The sequence below is a fragment of the Pseudomonas sp. SZ57 genome, assembly GCF_009495975.1.
Taxonomy (GTDB): domain Bacteria; phylum Pseudomonadota; class Gammaproteobacteria; order Pseudomonadales; family Pseudomonadaceae; genus Aquipseudomonas; species Aquipseudomonas syringae.
This window is the reverse complement of sequence record NZ_WIBD01000003.1, coordinates 427,220-440,885: the sequence shown is the minus strand read 5'-3', so window position 1 is coordinate 440,885 and position 13,666 is coordinate 427,220. Positions and strand designations below refer to the sequence as shown.

15 protein-coding genes and 1 tRNA gene are annotated in these 13,666 nt (G+C 58.4%); 2 read left to right on the top strand and 14 right to left on the bottom strand.

Features of this window, described 5'->3' with window-relative positions; genetic code table 11:
* Nucleotides 1-15: 15 nt before the first annotated feature.
* From hscB to trmJ, 7 genes are all read right to left on the bottom strand, one after another.
* On the bottom strand, nucleotides 16-537 hold the full coding sequence (gene hscB / locus GE543_RS05705; protein WP_003339753.1) for a co-chaperone HscB: 522 nt from the start codon (nucleotides 535-537) through the stop codon (nucleotides 16-18).
* 10 nt (nucleotides 538-547) lie between these two features.
* On the bottom strand, nucleotides 548-871 hold the full coding sequence (gene iscA, locus GE543_RS05700) for an iron-sulfur cluster assembly protein IscA (RefSeq protein WP_003314173.1): 324 nt from the start codon (nucleotides 869-871) through the stop codon (nucleotides 548-550).
* A 71-nt stretch (nucleotides 872-942) separates the two neighbouring features.
* Nucleotides 943-1,329, bottom strand: a complete 387-nt coding sequence (gene iscU / locus GE543_RS05695; protein ID WP_002552476.1) for a Fe-S cluster assembly scaffold IscU — start codon at nucleotides 1,327-1,329, stop codon at nucleotides 943-945.
* 81 nt (nucleotides 1,330-1,410) lie between these two features.
* Entirely contained in the window at nucleotides 1,411-2,625 is a 1,215-nt protein-coding gene (locus tag GE543_RS05690) for an IscS subfamily cysteine desulfurase (RefSeq protein ID WP_003409112.1), read from the bottom strand.
* A 44-nt stretch (nucleotides 2,626-2,669) separates the two neighbouring features.
* On the bottom strand, nucleotides 2,670-3,161 hold the full coding sequence (gene iscR, locus GE543_RS05685; RefSeq protein WP_002552474.1) for a Fe-S cluster assembly transcriptional regulator IscR: 492 nt from the start codon (nucleotides 3,159-3,161) through the stop codon (nucleotides 2,670-2,672).
* 159 nt (nucleotides 3,162-3,320) lie between these two features.
* A complete protein-coding gene (cysE, locus tag GE543_RS05680) occupies nucleotides 3,321-4,097 on the bottom strand; it encodes a serine O-acetyltransferase (protein WP_003365098.1) in 777 nt (258 codons plus the stop codon).
* The gene (gene trmJ, locus GE543_RS05675; RefSeq protein ID WP_103689246.1) at nucleotides 4,097-4,861 is read right to left on the bottom strand and encodes a tRNA (cytosine(32)/uridine(32)-2'-O)-methyltransferase TrmJ; all 765 of its coding nucleotides are present in this window, start codon (nucleotides 4,859-4,861) and stop codon (nucleotides 4,097-4,099) included. The genes cysE and trmJ overlap by 1 nt, the downstream gene beginning before the upstream one ends.
* Before the next feature lie 215 nt (nucleotides 4,862-5,076).
* Here trmJ and suhB point away from each other — a divergent pair, with 215 nt between their 5' ends.
* Nucleotides 5,077-5,892 (top strand): inositol-phosphate phosphatase, encoded by an 816-nt coding sequence (gene suhB, locus GE543_RS05670; RefSeq protein WP_003314166.1) that lies wholly within the window; start codon nucleotides 5,077-5,079, stop codon nucleotides 5,890-5,892.
* 66 nt (nucleotides 5,893-5,958) lie between these two features.
* Here suhB and GE543_RS05665 read toward each other — a convergent pair whose 3' ends face one another.
* The 6 genes from GE543_RS05665 to queA form a co-directional block, all read right to left on the bottom strand.
* Nucleotides 5,959-6,498 (bottom strand): glycine zipper 2TM domain-containing protein, encoded by a 540-nt coding sequence (locus GE543_RS05665; protein ID WP_002552471.1) that lies wholly within the window; start codon nucleotides 6,496-6,498, stop codon nucleotides 5,959-5,961.
* Nucleotides 6,499-6,606: 108 nt separating this feature from the next.
* The gene (gene secF / locus GE543_RS05660) at nucleotides 6,607-7,518 is read right to left on the bottom strand and encodes a protein translocase subunit SecF (RefSeq protein WP_003314165.1); all 912 of its coding nucleotides are present in this window, start codon (nucleotides 7,516-7,518) and stop codon (nucleotides 6,607-6,609) included.
* A gap of 9 nt (nucleotides 7,519-7,527) precedes the next feature.
* Nucleotides 7,528-9,396, bottom strand: coding sequence for a protein translocase subunit SecD (gene secD / locus GE543_RS05655; RefSeq protein ID WP_003409102.1), 1,869 nt, complete (start codon nucleotides 9,394-9,396; stop codon nucleotides 7,528-7,530).
* A gap of 63 nt (nucleotides 9,397-9,459) precedes the next feature.
* Entirely contained in the window at nucleotides 9,460-9,795 is a 336-nt protein-coding gene (yajC, locus tag GE543_RS05650; protein WP_002552468.1) for a preprotein translocase subunit YajC, read from the bottom strand.
* A 53-nt stretch (nucleotides 9,796-9,848) separates the two neighbouring features.
* Complete coding sequence (gene tgt, locus GE543_RS05645) at nucleotides 9,849-10,964, bottom strand: tRNA guanosine(34) transglycosylase Tgt (RefSeq protein WP_162234455.1); 1,116 nt, start codon at nucleotides 10,962-10,964, stop codon at nucleotides 9,849-9,851.
* Nucleotides 10,965-10,978: 14 nt separating this feature from the next.
* The gene (gene queA / locus GE543_RS05640; RefSeq protein WP_153220982.1) at nucleotides 10,979-12,043 is read right to left on the bottom strand and encodes a tRNA preQ1(34) S-adenosylmethionine ribosyltransferase-isomerase QueA; all 1,065 of its coding nucleotides are present in this window, start codon (nucleotides 12,041-12,043) and stop codon (nucleotides 10,979-10,981) included.
* A 117-nt stretch (nucleotides 12,044-12,160) separates the two neighbouring features.
* Here queA and GE543_RS05635 point away from each other — a divergent pair.
* Nucleotides 12,161-12,245 (top strand) — tRNA-Leu (locus GE543_RS05635).
* 264 nt (nucleotides 12,246-12,509) lie between these two features.
* On the opposite strand, the gene GE543_RS05630 is transcribed toward GE543_RS05635, so the two are convergent.
* Complete coding sequence (locus GE543_RS05630; protein ID WP_153220981.1) at nucleotides 12,510-13,658, bottom strand: T3SS effector HopA1 family protein; 1,149 nt, start codon at nucleotides 13,656-13,658, stop codon at nucleotides 12,510-12,512.
* Between the last annotated feature and the right edge of the window lie 8 nt (nucleotides 13,659-13,666).

Here is a 13,666-nt window from a genome sequence, read left to right as displayed (position 1 = left end):
AGAAGCCGCGCGGGGTTAATCGTCGAGGCGCTCTTCTAACTGGCGCACTTCGTGAGAGAGCTTGTCGAGAAACTGCATACGCCGCATCAGCTTTTCAGCGTGCTCGCGTTGTGCAGCATCATTCCAACAGGCTGCGAAGCTCTGGTTCAGTTCGTCCTGAGCGATCTTGAGCTGACGCTTGAAGGTCGCAACGCCGGCCAGATCAGCCTCGTCCTGCAAGTCCTCGAGGTCTTCGCGCAATTGCATCTGCTGCAGAAGAAACTCGGGATCATGCACCGTGACTTCGAGCGGCACTTCGTTGCCGTTCATGGCCAGCAGATAACGCGCCCTTTTCGGCGGGCTTTTCAGGGTCTGATAGGCCTCGTTGAGACTGGCCGAGCGCTCCAGCGCCACACGCTGCTCACGCTCGGGGGCATCCGCAAAACGATCCGGATGCACGTTGCGCGCAAGCTCACGGTAGCGTGTGGCCAGCTGGTCAAGATCAAGCTGAAACTCCGGCTTGAGGTCGAACAGGGCGAAGTGACAGGGAGTACCCACAATAAAAGCCTCAGACGTTGAAGCTTTCGCCACAGCCGCACTCACCGCGCGAGTTGGGATTGTTGAACTTGAAGCCTTCGTTCAACCCTTCGCGCACGAAGTCGAGTTCGGTGCCATCCAGATAGACCAGACTCTTCGGGTCAATGATCACCTTGACGCCGTGCAGTTCAAACACGGTGTCTTCGCTGGCCGCCTCATCGACGAACTCGAGCACATAGGCAAGACCTGAACAGCCTGTGGTGCGAACACCCAGACGAACGCCGTCACCCTTGCCGCGCCCCTCGAGGGAACGTCGTACGTGGTTAGCGGCAGCTTCTGTCATGCTGATAGCCATCGGAACTCCTTAGCCTGTTGCATTAGCCTGTTGCAGTTAACTCTGTCGCAAGCTTCTGTAGAAAAGCCTGCTTACAGCAGACCTTTCTTCTGCTTGTAATCGCGAACGGCTGCCTTGATGGCGTCTTCAGCGAGTACCGAGCAGTGAATCTTCACTGGCGGCAGTGCCAGCTCTTCAGCCAGCTGAGTGTTCTTGATGGTCTCTGCTTCATCCAGAGTCTTGCCTTTCATCCACTCGGTCGCCAGAGAGCTGGACGCAATGGCCGAACCACAGCCGTAGGTCTTGAACTTGGCGTCTTCGATAACGCCCTGCTCGTTGACCTTGATCTGCAGGCGCATCACGTCGCCGCACGCAGGAGCGCCGACCATGCCGGTGCCCACATCAGGATCTTCCGCGTTCATCTTGCCGACGTTACGTGGATTTTCGTAGTGGTCGATGACCTTTTCGCTGTAAGCCATGATTCTATTCCTCTCACATCAGGGAGCCGCTCTGCAGGTCACGCGCAATTGCCCATGACCTGTCTTGGAGGCGACTTTAAATTAGTGCGCCGCCCACTCGATCTTGGAAATGTCGACGCCGTCTTTGAACATGTCCCACAGCGGCGACAGTGTGCGCAGCCGGGTAACAGCCTCGCAAACCTTCTGCGCGGCGTAATCGATTTCTTCTTCGGTGCTGAAGCGGCCGAAGGTGAAACGAATCGAGCTGTGTGCCAGCTCATCGTTGCGACCCAGGGCACGCAGCACGTACGAAGGCTCAAGCGACGCCGAGGTACAGGCCGAACCGGACGATACCGCCAGGTCCTTGAGTGCCATGATCAGCGACTCGCCTTCGACGTAGTTGAAGCTCAGGTTCAGGTTGTGCGGTACGCGGGCAGTCAGGCTGCCGTTGACGTACAGCTCTTCCAGATTTTCGACCTGCTTGAAGAAACGATCGCTGAGTGCCTTGATGCGCACGTTTTCAGCAGCCATTTCTTCTTTGGCGATACGGAATGCTTCGCCCATGCCGACGATCTGGTGAGTCGCCAGGGTGCCGGAACGCATGCCGCGCTCGTGACCACCGCCGTGCATGGTCGCTTCAAGGCGAACACGTGGCTTGCGGCTGACGTAAAGTGCGCCAATGCCTTTAGGGCCGTAGGTCTTGTGTGCAGAGAACGACATCAGGTCAACCTTGAGGCTGGCCAGATCGATTTCAACCTTGCCGGTCGACTGCGCGCCATCGACGTGGAACAGCACACCACGCGAACGGGTCAGTTCACCGATCGCGGCGATATCGTTGATGGTGCCGATCTCGTTGTTCACATGCATGATCGAAACCAGAATGGTGTCGTCGCGCAGTGCCGCTTCAATCATCGAAGGCGTGATCAGACCGTCTTCACCTGGCTCGATGTAGGTCACTTCGAAACCTTCGCGTTCCAGCTGGCGAGTGGTGTCGAGGACAGCCTTGTGTTCAACCTTGGAGGTGATCAGGTGCTTGCCTTTGCTGGCGTAGAAATGCGCAACACCCTTGATAGCCAGGTTGTTGGATTCGGTAGCACCCGAGGTCCAGACGATTTCGCGCGGATCGGCGCTGACCAGATCAGCGACCTGACGACGGGCGTTCTCGACCGCTTCTTCGGCTTTCCAGCCAAAGACGTGGGAGCGCGAGGCCGGGTTGCCGAAGTTTCCTTCGACGGTCAGGCAATCGATCATTTTCTGCGCGACACGCGGATCGACCGGGGTCGTCGCGGAGTAGTCGAGGTAAATTGGCAATTTCATTGAAGCTCTCCTATCAGGCAGGCGCACCGCTCATTCATCTGCGTTCATTCGACGGCGGACGTTTCGATCTTACCCAGTTGCGACATGTGGTTATGACCACGGCGCATATCCTGGCGCTGAGCGACTTCTTGTACCTCACGGCGAGTGACAAGATCCGCCAAGCTGATACCGCTTAGAAATTCGTGAATCTGCTGGCTCAGGTCGCACCACAGGTGGTGGGTCAGGCAGGTATCGCCTGCGTGGCAATCGCCCAGACCCTGACACCGCGTGGCATCAACCGATTCATTGACTGCATCGACAACCTGAGCAACCTGGATGCCTTTCATGTCGCGCGACAGCTGATAACCACCACCCGGACCACGAACACTGGAAACCAGATTGCCGCGACGCAGCTTGGCGAACAGCTGCTCGAGGTAGGACAGGGAAATACCCTGCCGCTCGGAGATGTCGGCCAGAGACACTGGCCCGTTCTGCGCATGCAACGCCAGGTCAAGCATGGCTGTTACAGCGTATCGGCCTTTAGTAGTCAGTCGCATGGCGTATACCGCAGAGGTTCGGAATGAGAGCGAGTATGCTATTCCCGAGTAAAAGAGTCAACTATTAGACCAAGCAAAACAGTCGGGATTAGCAAAAAGTGCGGGCTGCATCATAGCAAAGGTGCGGCGCAATGGCACGCACCCTGCCCGTCGTGAGCGCTAGCCGACCTTGCCTTCCTGGCAGTCCTTGACGCAGTCGAAAACCTCGTCGCGCAACTCCGGCAGCTCCTTGGCGCGGTAGTCGCTGCCAAGCCTGCCGAGCGCATCGCACATGCCTTCAAGACGCCCGTCGACAGCCTGCAGATGGTCAAGCAACTGGCCAATGGCGCGCGCGACCGGATCAGGCATATCTGCACTGACACCGTAGGCGTCGAAGCCGAGCTTTTCAGCCATGGCTTTGCGCCTGGCCTCAACCTCGTCGTCCGACTTGACGATGATCCGCCCCGGGATGCCCACTGCGGTTGCGCCCGCAGGCACAGCCTTGGTGACCACTGCGTTGGAGCCGATCTTGGCACCCGCCCCTACCGTGAAAGGCCCGAGCACCTTGGCCCCCGCCCCGACCACTACACCATCTTCCAGCGTCGGATGGCGCTTGCCGGCATTCCAGCTGGTGCCGCCCAGGGTCACGCCCTGGTAGAGGGTGACGTCATTGCCGATCTCGGCGGTTTCACCGATCACGATGCCCATGCCGTGATCGATAAAAAAACGGCGACCGATGCGCGCACCTGGATGGATCTCGATACCGGTCATCCAGCGGCCGAAGTTCGACACCACACGCGCCGGCCATTTCCAGCCGTTGCGCCACAGAATATGGGCGAAGCGGTGCAGCCAGATGGCGTGCATCCCTGGATAGCAGGTCAGGACTTCAAAGGCGTTGCGCGCCGCAGGATCGCGGTGAAACACGCTTTGAATGTCTTCTCGCAGACGCTCGAACATTACTGATCCTTTCGCTTGTAGGGTTCACCACGTGCGGCTTTCTGGGTTTCGGTGAGCACACCGCGCAGAATACTCAGCTCGGATCGCTCGACTTCGCTGCGCCCGTATAGCCTGCGCAGCCGGGCCATCAGATGCCGTGGCTTTTCCGGATCAAGAAAGCCGATGGCCACAAGCGTGGCCTCAAGATGGGTATAGAAACCTTCCATTTCGTCCATCGTCGCCAGCTCGGCATTGTGCGCCGACGCAGGTCTGGAAGCCTCGCCCTGCTCCGTGGCAGCCAGCCAGGCCACGCGCACCTCATAACTGAGCACCTGTACGGCAGCCGCCAGATTGAGCGAGCTGAACGCAGGGTCTGACGGGATGTGCACATGGAAGTGGCAGCGCTGCAGCTCTTCGTTGGTCAGCCCCGCATGTTCGCGACCGAACACCAGCGCCACTTCGGCACCCTCGCCGGCCTGCTCGATGACTTTTTCACCCGAGGCACGCGGATCCAGCATAGGCCACGGCAGGCTTCGATCCCGAGCACTGGTGCCCAGCACCAGACGGCAGCCGACCAGCGCGTCTTCAAGGGTCGCCACCACCTGCGCGCCCTCGAGAATATCGGTAGCGCCGGACGCACGTGCATCGGCATCGGGCGAAGGGAAAATGCGCGGATCGACCAGCACCAGACGCGAAAGCCCCATGTTTTTCATGGCGCGAGCAGCCCCGCCGATATTTCCGGGATGGGTAGTGCCGACCAGGACAACACGAATGTTCTGCAACAAAGCGAACGCTCACTGATACGAATTAGGGGGGCAAATCTTACAGAAACGGCTCGGCTAACGCTATGAAGCTGTACGGAGCGCAACCGCAGAAGCGACCGCGCCGGACGCAAAAAAACACACACGAACCCGACAACCGTAACAACGCAAGGCTGGAAATAATTCGATTCAGCCCATAGAATGCCCGGCTCTCTTTAACAACCTTAGGTGAATTATCCATGCAGCCCATGCTGAATATCGCGCTGCGCGCCGCCCGCAGCGCCAGCGAATTGATTTTCCGCTCCATCGAGCGCCTGGATACCATCAAGGTTGACGAAAAAGAAGCCAAAGACTACGTCACAGAGATCGACCGCGCTGCCGAGCAAAGCATCATCACCGCGCTGCGCAAGGCCTACCCGACTCACGGCATTCTCGGCGAAGAAAGCGGCCTGCACGAAGGCAGTGGCGAAGGCACCGACTACCTGTGGATCATCGACCCACTGGACGGCACCACCAACTTCGTTCGCGGCATCCCGCACTTTGCCGTCAGCATCGCCTGCAAATACCGCGGCCGCCTTGAGCACGCCGTGGTTCTTGACCCGGTCCGCCAGGAAGAATTCACCGCAAGCCGTGGTCGTGGCGCAGCCCTGAACGGCCGCCGTCTGCGCGTCAGCCAGCGCAAGAGCCTGGAAGGCGCCCTGCTCGGCACCGGCTTCCCGTTTCGTGACAACCAGATGGACAACATCGAGAACTACCTGGGCATGTTCCGCAGCCTGGTAGGCCAGACCGCCGGCATCCGCCGTGCAGGTGCTGCAAGCCTCGACCTGGCTTATGTCGCTGCCGGTCGCTTCGATGCATTCTGGGAGTCAGGCCTGTCCGAGTGGGACATGGCTGCAGGCGCCCTGCTGATTCAGGAAGCAGGCGGTCTGGTCAGCGATTTCACCGGTGGTCACGACTTCCTCGAGAAAGGCCACATCGTTGCCGGCAACACCAAGTGCTTCAAAGCGGTACTGACCGCAATCGCACCGCACCTGCCAGCTTCGCTCAAGCGTTAAGCGGCAGGCATAAAAAAACCGGCGCAAGCCGGTTTTTTTATGTCTTGTGAAGCTCAGCGGCTGGCGTTACTGCGCCTGACCCAATATCAGCTGACCGTTCTTGTCGACCGGAATCTGGCTACCTGGATCACGCTCCATACGAACCTGACCCACCTTCTCGTTCAACTTGTATTTGACGTTGTAGCCCACAACCTTGTCGCTCACATCGTTGACCGTCGTACAGCGGTTCTGCGTAGTGGTGTAGGTATCACGCTCCTGCATGCCTTCCTGAACCTTGTTACCCGCATAACCACCACCTACCGCGCCCGCGACTGTAGCGATCTTCTTGCCGTTACCGCCACCGATCTGGTTACCCAGCAAGCCACCGGCAACCGCGCCAATTACGCTACCGACGATCTGATGCTGGTCCTTGACCGGCGCCTGACGGGTAACGGTTACGTCCTTGCAAACTTCACGGGGGGTTTTGATCTGCTGATTGATCGGCTCTACCGCCAATACATCCGCATACTCAGGACCACCCTTGACCAAGCTATAGGTGGCAACGGCGCCGCCAGCAGTCACGACAGCAGCACCTAACACAGCACCAACAAGCATAGACTTGTTCACTTGAACCTCCTGACCAATCGAAACGCAGCATGGCTGCGCAATGCCTAGCCTTGGAGCATAAAAAAAGGCGCGAGTTCAGCACTCGCGCCTTTTTTATGATGGCCGGACCTACGGCAGGTCGTCAGCCTTCTCGACGACCACTGGAGGAATCAGATCCTCGGTGGTCAGGTTCAGCCAGATCAGCACCACGTTGGCGATGTAGATGGACGAGTAGGTACCCGCCAGTACACCGATGAACAACGCGATGGAGAAGCCTTCCAGGCTGTCACCGCCAAACACCCACAATGCCACGATCGCCAACAGGGTCGAAACCGAGGTGGCAATGGTGCGCAGCAGTGTCTGCGTGGTGGAGATGTTGATGTTCTCGATCAGCGAAGCCTTGCGCAGCAGGCGGAAGTTTTCGCGTACCCGGTCGAAGACCACGATGGTGTCGTTCAGCGAGTAACCGATGATCGCCAGCACCGCCGCCAGCACCGTCAGGTCGAAGGTGATCTGGAAGAACGACAGGATACCCATCGTCACTACCACGTCGTGGATCAGCGAGATGATCGCCCCGACTGCGAATTTCCACTGGAAGCGGAATGCCAGGTAGATCAGAACACCGCCCAGCGCCATCAGCATGCCGAGGCCGCCCTGATCGCGCAGCTCTTCACCGACCTGCGGGCCGACGAACTCGACACGCTTGACCACTGCCGGGTTATCGGCACCAGCCTTGCGCAGCGCTTCGGCAACCTGAGTGCCCAGCTGCGGGTCTTCACCCGGCATGCGCACCAGCAAGTCAGTGGTGGCGCCAAAGCTTTGTACAACGGCTTCGTGATAGCCCGCCGAAACCAGCTCCTGACGGACCTTGCCGAGGTCGGCGGGACGTTCGTAGGTCAGCTCGATGAGCGTACCGCCGGTGAAGTCCAGACCAAAGTTGAGCCCTTTATGGAACCAGCTGAACAACGCCAGTGCGGTAAGGAGCATCGTGATGGCGAACGCAACATTGCGAACGCCCATGAAGTTGATGGTACGTAACATGGCAGCCCCTTAAATCCACAACTTCTTGAAGTCACGACCGCCGTAGATCAGGTTGACCATAGCGCGGGTCACCATGATGGCCGTGAACATCGAGGTAAAGATCCCGAGCGACATGGTCACCGCAAACCCTTTGACCGGGCCGGTGCCCATCGCAAAGAGAATGCCGCCGACCAGCAGCGTCGTCAGGTTGGCGTCGAGGATCGCCGTGTAGGCACGATCGAAACCTTCGTTGATAGCACGCTGAACCGTCATGCCGTTGGCGATCTCTTCACGAATCCGCGAGAAGATCAGCACGTTGGCGTCCACCGCCATACCCATGGTCAACACGATACCGGCGATACCCGGCAGGGTCAGTGTGGCCCCCAGCAAGGACATCAGTGCCAGCAGCATGACCATGTTCAGGGCCAGTGCCACGGTCGCGATAAGACCGAAGAAGCGGTAGATCGCCATGATGAACAGCGAGACGAACAGCATGCCCCACAGGGATGCGTCGATACCCTTGGTGATGTTGTCGGCACCCAGGCTAGGACCGATGGTGCGCTCTTCAGCGAAGTACATCGGTGCTGCCAGACCACCGGCACGCAACAGCAGCGCCAGCTCGGAAGATTCACCCTGACCGTTCAGACCGGTAATCCGGAACTGACTGCCCAGTGGCGACTGAATGGTCGCTAGGCTGATGATTTTCTTGTCTTCCTTGAAGGTCTGCACCGGCACGTCTTTCTCGACGCCGTTGACCATCTGTTTGGTGTAGGTGGTGGTCGGACGCTGTTCGATGAAGATCACCGCCATGCTGCGGCCCACATTGCTGCGGGTTGCACGGCTCATCAGTTCGCCACCGTGACCATCGAGGTTGATGTTCACCTGTGGACGGCCATGCTCGTCGAAGCTGGCCTTGGCGTCAGTCACCTGGTCACCGGTAATGATCAGACCACGCTCCACTGCCGCTGCCGGACGACCGCCTTCGCGGAATTCGAACATCTCGGTGGTGCCTTTCGAATCATCCGGGCCTGCACCCAGACGGAATTCGAGGTTGGCGGTCTTGCCCAGAATACGCTTGGCTTCGGCCGTGTCCTGCACACCCGGCAACTCGACCACGATGCGGTTGGCACCCTGGCGCTGAACCAGCGGCTCGGCAACACCCAGCTCGTTGACCCGGTTACGCACGGTGGTCAGGTTCTGCTTGATCGAGTATTCGCGAATCTCGGCCAGCTTGGCCGGCGTCAACGCCATGCGCAGCACCGGGATACCGTTCAGCTCGGCAGGCGTGATTTCGAAATCGGTAAAGGTCTTGCGTACCAAGGCACGCGCCTGCTCACGCTCTGCATCGTCGGTGAAGCCCAGCTGAATCACATTGCCCAGCTGCGGCAGGCTGCGATAACGCACCTTTTCTTTGCGCAACAGGGATTTGACTTCGCCTTCGTAGACTTTCAGACGTGCATCGATCGCCTTGTCCATGTCGACTTCCAGCAGGAAGTGCACACCGCCGGACAGGTCGAGACCAAGCTTCATCGGGCTTGCACCCAGGTTACGCAACCAGGTCGGCGTGGTACGCGCCAGGTTCAGTGCAACGACATAGTCGTCACCCAACGCCTTGCGCACGACATCCTTGGCTGGCAACTGGTCTTCCTGCTTGCTCAGACGCAACAAACCGCCCTTGCCATTCTCGGCCAGAGAAGAAGCCTTGACCGAGATGCCGGCATCGGCAAGCGCCTTGGCTGCACGATCCACGTCCGCCTGATTGACTTGCAGCGCAGTGCTTGCGCCGCTGATCTGGATGGCAGAATCATCAGGGTAGAGATTGGGTGCGGAATAAATAAAACCGACCACCAGCACCGCCAGGATCAGTACGTATTTCCACAGAGGGTATTTGTTCAGCATCACGCCGCCCGCTTAAAACGCGGGGCGCCTTGCGCGCCCCGTCGATGGGTAAAAAGTTGTTGCTCAGATCGCTTTCAGGGTGCCTTTAGGCAGAGTGGCCGCGATGGCGCCCTTCTGGATTTTCAGCTCAACGGTGTCAGACACTTCGATGACCACGAAGTCATCGGTCACTTTGTTGATCTTGCCCGCGATACCGCCACTGGTTACAACTTCGTCGCCTTTCTGCAGGTTGCCCAGCAGGTTTTTCTGCTCTTTGGCGCGCTTGGCCTGTGGACGCCAGATCATCAGGTAGAAGATGACCAGGAAGCCGACCAGGAAGATCCACTCGAAACCACTGCCCGCAGGACCGGCAGCCGGTGCAGCAGCATCCGCAAAAGCGGGAGAGATGAAAAAGCTCATTTGTCGCTCCAGTTACATAATTAGTATAAAAAGCAGGAAAAACTCGTTCTGTTTCAACCCAGAGGCGGCGTTGGGAGGCCGCGTTTGGCATAGAAGGCATCGACGAAGGCGGCCAATGTACCCTGTTGAATAGCCTCGCGCAAACCAGCCATAAGCAGCTGGTAGTGCCGCAAATTGTGGATTGTATTGAGCATGCTCCCCAGCATTTCTCCGCACTTGTCCAAGTGATGCAGATAAGCGCGCGAGAAGTTCTGGCAGGTGTAGCAATCGCAGGTCGGATCCAGCGGCGAATTGTCGTGACGATGGAACGCGTTACGGATTTTCAATACACCGGTATCGGTGAACAGATGGCCGTTGCGGGCGTTGCGGGTCGGCATCACGCAGTCGAACATGTCGACGCCACGACGCACACCTTCGACCAGATCTTCCGGCTTGCCTACACCCATCAGGTAACGAGGTTTGTCTGCCGGCATGAGGCCTGGCAGGTAGTCCAGCACCTTGATCATCTCGTGCTTGGGTTCGCCCACCGACAGACCGCCAATCGCCAGACCGTCGAAACCGATTTCGTCCAGGCCTTCCAGCGAGCGCTTGCGCAGGTTCTCGTGCATGCCACCCTGAACGATGCCGAACAGCGCGGCGGTGTTTTCGCCGTGGGCGATCTTGGAACGCTTGGCCCAGCGCAGCGACAGCTCCATGGAGACTCGCGCCACCTCTTCGTCGGCCGGGTACGGTGTGCATTCGTCGAAGATCATCACGACGTCCGACCCCAGATCACGCTGGACCTGCATCGACTCTTCCGGCCCCATGAACACCTTGGCACCATCGACCGGCGAGGCGAACGTCACACCCTCTTCCTTGATCTTGCGCATGGCGCCCAGGCTGAACACCTGAAAGCCGCCGGAGTCGGTCAGAATCGGCCCCTTCCACTGCATGAAATCATGCAGGTCGCCGTGGCCCTTGATGACTTCGGTACCCGGACGCAGCCACAGGTGAAACGTGTTGCCCAGAATCATCTGCGCGCCAGTCGCCTCGATATCACGGGGCAGCATGCCCTTGACCGTGCCATAGGTGCCCACCGGCATGAACGCCGGGGTTTCCACCACACCACGCGGGAAGGTCAGCCGACCACGACGGGCCTTGCCATCGGTGGCCAACAACTCGAAAGACATACGACAGGTGCGACTCATGCGTGATCCTCTGGTGCCGATTCCTGTGGGGCCGTCGGCGCGGGATTGCGGGTGATGAACATCGCATCACCGTAACTGAAGAAGCGGTAGCCGTGCTCGATGGCCGCCGCGTAGGCCGCCATCGTCTCGGGATAACCGGCGAACGCCGAAACCAGCATCAACAGCGTGGATTCAGGCAAATGGAAATTGGTCACCAGGGCATCGACCACGTGAAACGGCCGGCCTGGATAGATGAAGATGTCGGTATCGCCGCTGAACGGCTTCAGTTCGCCATCACGCGCGGCACTCTCCAGCGAGCGCACGCTGGTGGTCCCCACTGCAATCACCCGCCCGCCCCGTGCACGACACGCCGTGACAGCATCGACCACGTCCTGGCCAACTTCCAGCCATTCGCTGTGCATGTGGTGATCTTCGATCTGCTCGACGCGCACCGGCTGGAATGTACCCGCGCCAACGTGCAGCGTGACGAACGCAGTCTCGACGCCCTTGGCGACGATCGCCTCCAGCAGCGGCTGATCGAAATGCAAGCCAGCAGTCGGTGCAGCCACAGCACCCGCACGCTGCGCGTATACGGTCTGATAGCGCTCGCGGTCCGCGCCCTCATCCGGACGGTCTATATAAGGAGGCAACGGCATGTGGCCGACACGCTCCAGCAACGGCAGCACCTCTTCGGCGAAACGCAGCTCGAACAGCGCATCGTGCCGCGCCACCATCTCGGCCTCGCCACCGCCATCGATCAGAATCGACGAGCCAGGCTTGGGCGACTTGCTCGAGCGCACATGCGCCAGCACACGATGGCTGTCCAGCACGCGCTCGACCAGAATCTCCAGCTTGCCGCCGGAGGCTTTCTGCCCGAACAGGCGTGCAGGAATGACCCGGGTATTGTTGAACACCATCAAGTCGCCCGGGCGCAAATGCTCGAGCAAATCGGTGAATTGACGATGTGCCAGCGCGCCCGTCGGCCCATCGAGGGTCAACAGACGACTGCTGCGACGCTCGGCCAGCGGATGGCGAGCAATCAGGGAATCGGGGAGTTCGAAGGTAAAGTCAGCGACGCGCATGATCGGGTTCGTTTAGCAGGGCCGGGAAGTTTATCCGGTTTGACGGCATTAGTAAAAAACCTGCGTAAATCCCTGTTGACCAACAGAAAACTCATCCTTATACTTCGCCGCCATTGAGCCCTGATGGCGGAATTGGTAGACGCGGCGGATTCAAAATCCGTTTTCGAAAGAAGTGGGAGTTCGATTCTCCCTCGGGGCACCACCTTTAAAAAAGACCTTGAATTTCAAGGTCTTTTTTTTCGTCTGGTGGAAAGTGCCTTGTTGTCGTTTACCGCATGCATCTCCTGAAAAAAATCTGCCTGGCTCAATCTCTAAAAACGCCTTTCTCTGTCAGGGCAGGCTGCCTGAAACATGAAACAGATTCACGGCAAGCCTGTGTTCGAGCAAGGGACGGATACGCCTGAGAATGGCCCCTCAGGTCCGTCGTCCTGGGCCCGCGACTTTTGGGATGTTCAGCAATTCATACTCATTCCAGTCTGAACGCCGGGTTGTCGGGATTGTATCCGGCGCTCTTGAAAGCATTGCGCAGCTTCTTCTCCAGTGACGACCTGCTGGTGTCTGCCAGTGCCGACTCGATTATGCTGGCGCGCGACATTCCGTGGCTTGTCCTGTCCTGCGATGTACGCTCGGCGTAACACAGTCCCTTGCCCATGGATTGCATTCCAGCTGGCGTATGATTGATAAACGCATCGTCAGGGAGCAGTGCCTGAAGCTCTTTTGCAAGTGTCTGCGCAGCGGAAAAATCTCCGCTTACATAGAAAACCGCAGCATCTGTAAGCGTGCCAATCTTTGCAGGACCGGCCACTTTGGCAGTAATGATATCGTGACGGTCAGCAGTCAACCTGACCGCTGCGTCGACCATGGCCTTCTGGAATTGAGGTTTGACATTTATCGTCAGGCGCGCCTTGACAGCCTCATCCGGAAATTGCGTGCCCGAACGTTCGATCTTGTAGAACTCGTCCGCTGCTTTGGGGTTGTCCATCATGAACACTTTTGTGTCATGTTTTAGCTGCACCCCGCGCACGCCATCCAGAAACTGCGGCCAAATACTGATACCGTCCTTACCGTTCAGCTTATACATATGCGCCAGACACGCCCGGTGCTCAGTGCGTGGCAGCAGTTCTACACGCGGGAGTTCTTTTGCGTAGATCTGATAAAGCGCACTGGAGCTTGTGTTGCCATTGGCTTTCGCCTTTTCGGCCCATTGCAAAATACTGCTGTTTACCAGGCGGCCATTGGGTAGCCTGCTGTTCTGGACGGACGTGGCGGCCGAACTGTCTTGCCCCTCTTCGATGTTGAATGGCATACGGCCCAGATGGGTCTGCCCCTGGCGTATGAGACGGGGACCGGAGGGGCCGCGCTTTTCATTCAGTACCTGCGCAATTTGATCGGACTGACTGCCGGAACTCCCACTTAACCCTGCTTTTTTGAAAAACTTGCTCATCGCCATCTGTTTGTCAGAACGCTGGACAGTCAGGTCGTTATTGGCAGCCGCGCGAATGTCGTAGCATTTGCCACCCACTTCTATTTGACCGTGTGCTTTGAGCGCCTGTACATCCACCTCTGAATGTCTAAGTGCCTCGACATTAGAGAAGCGCGTCTGTATCGGGTTCATGACTCATC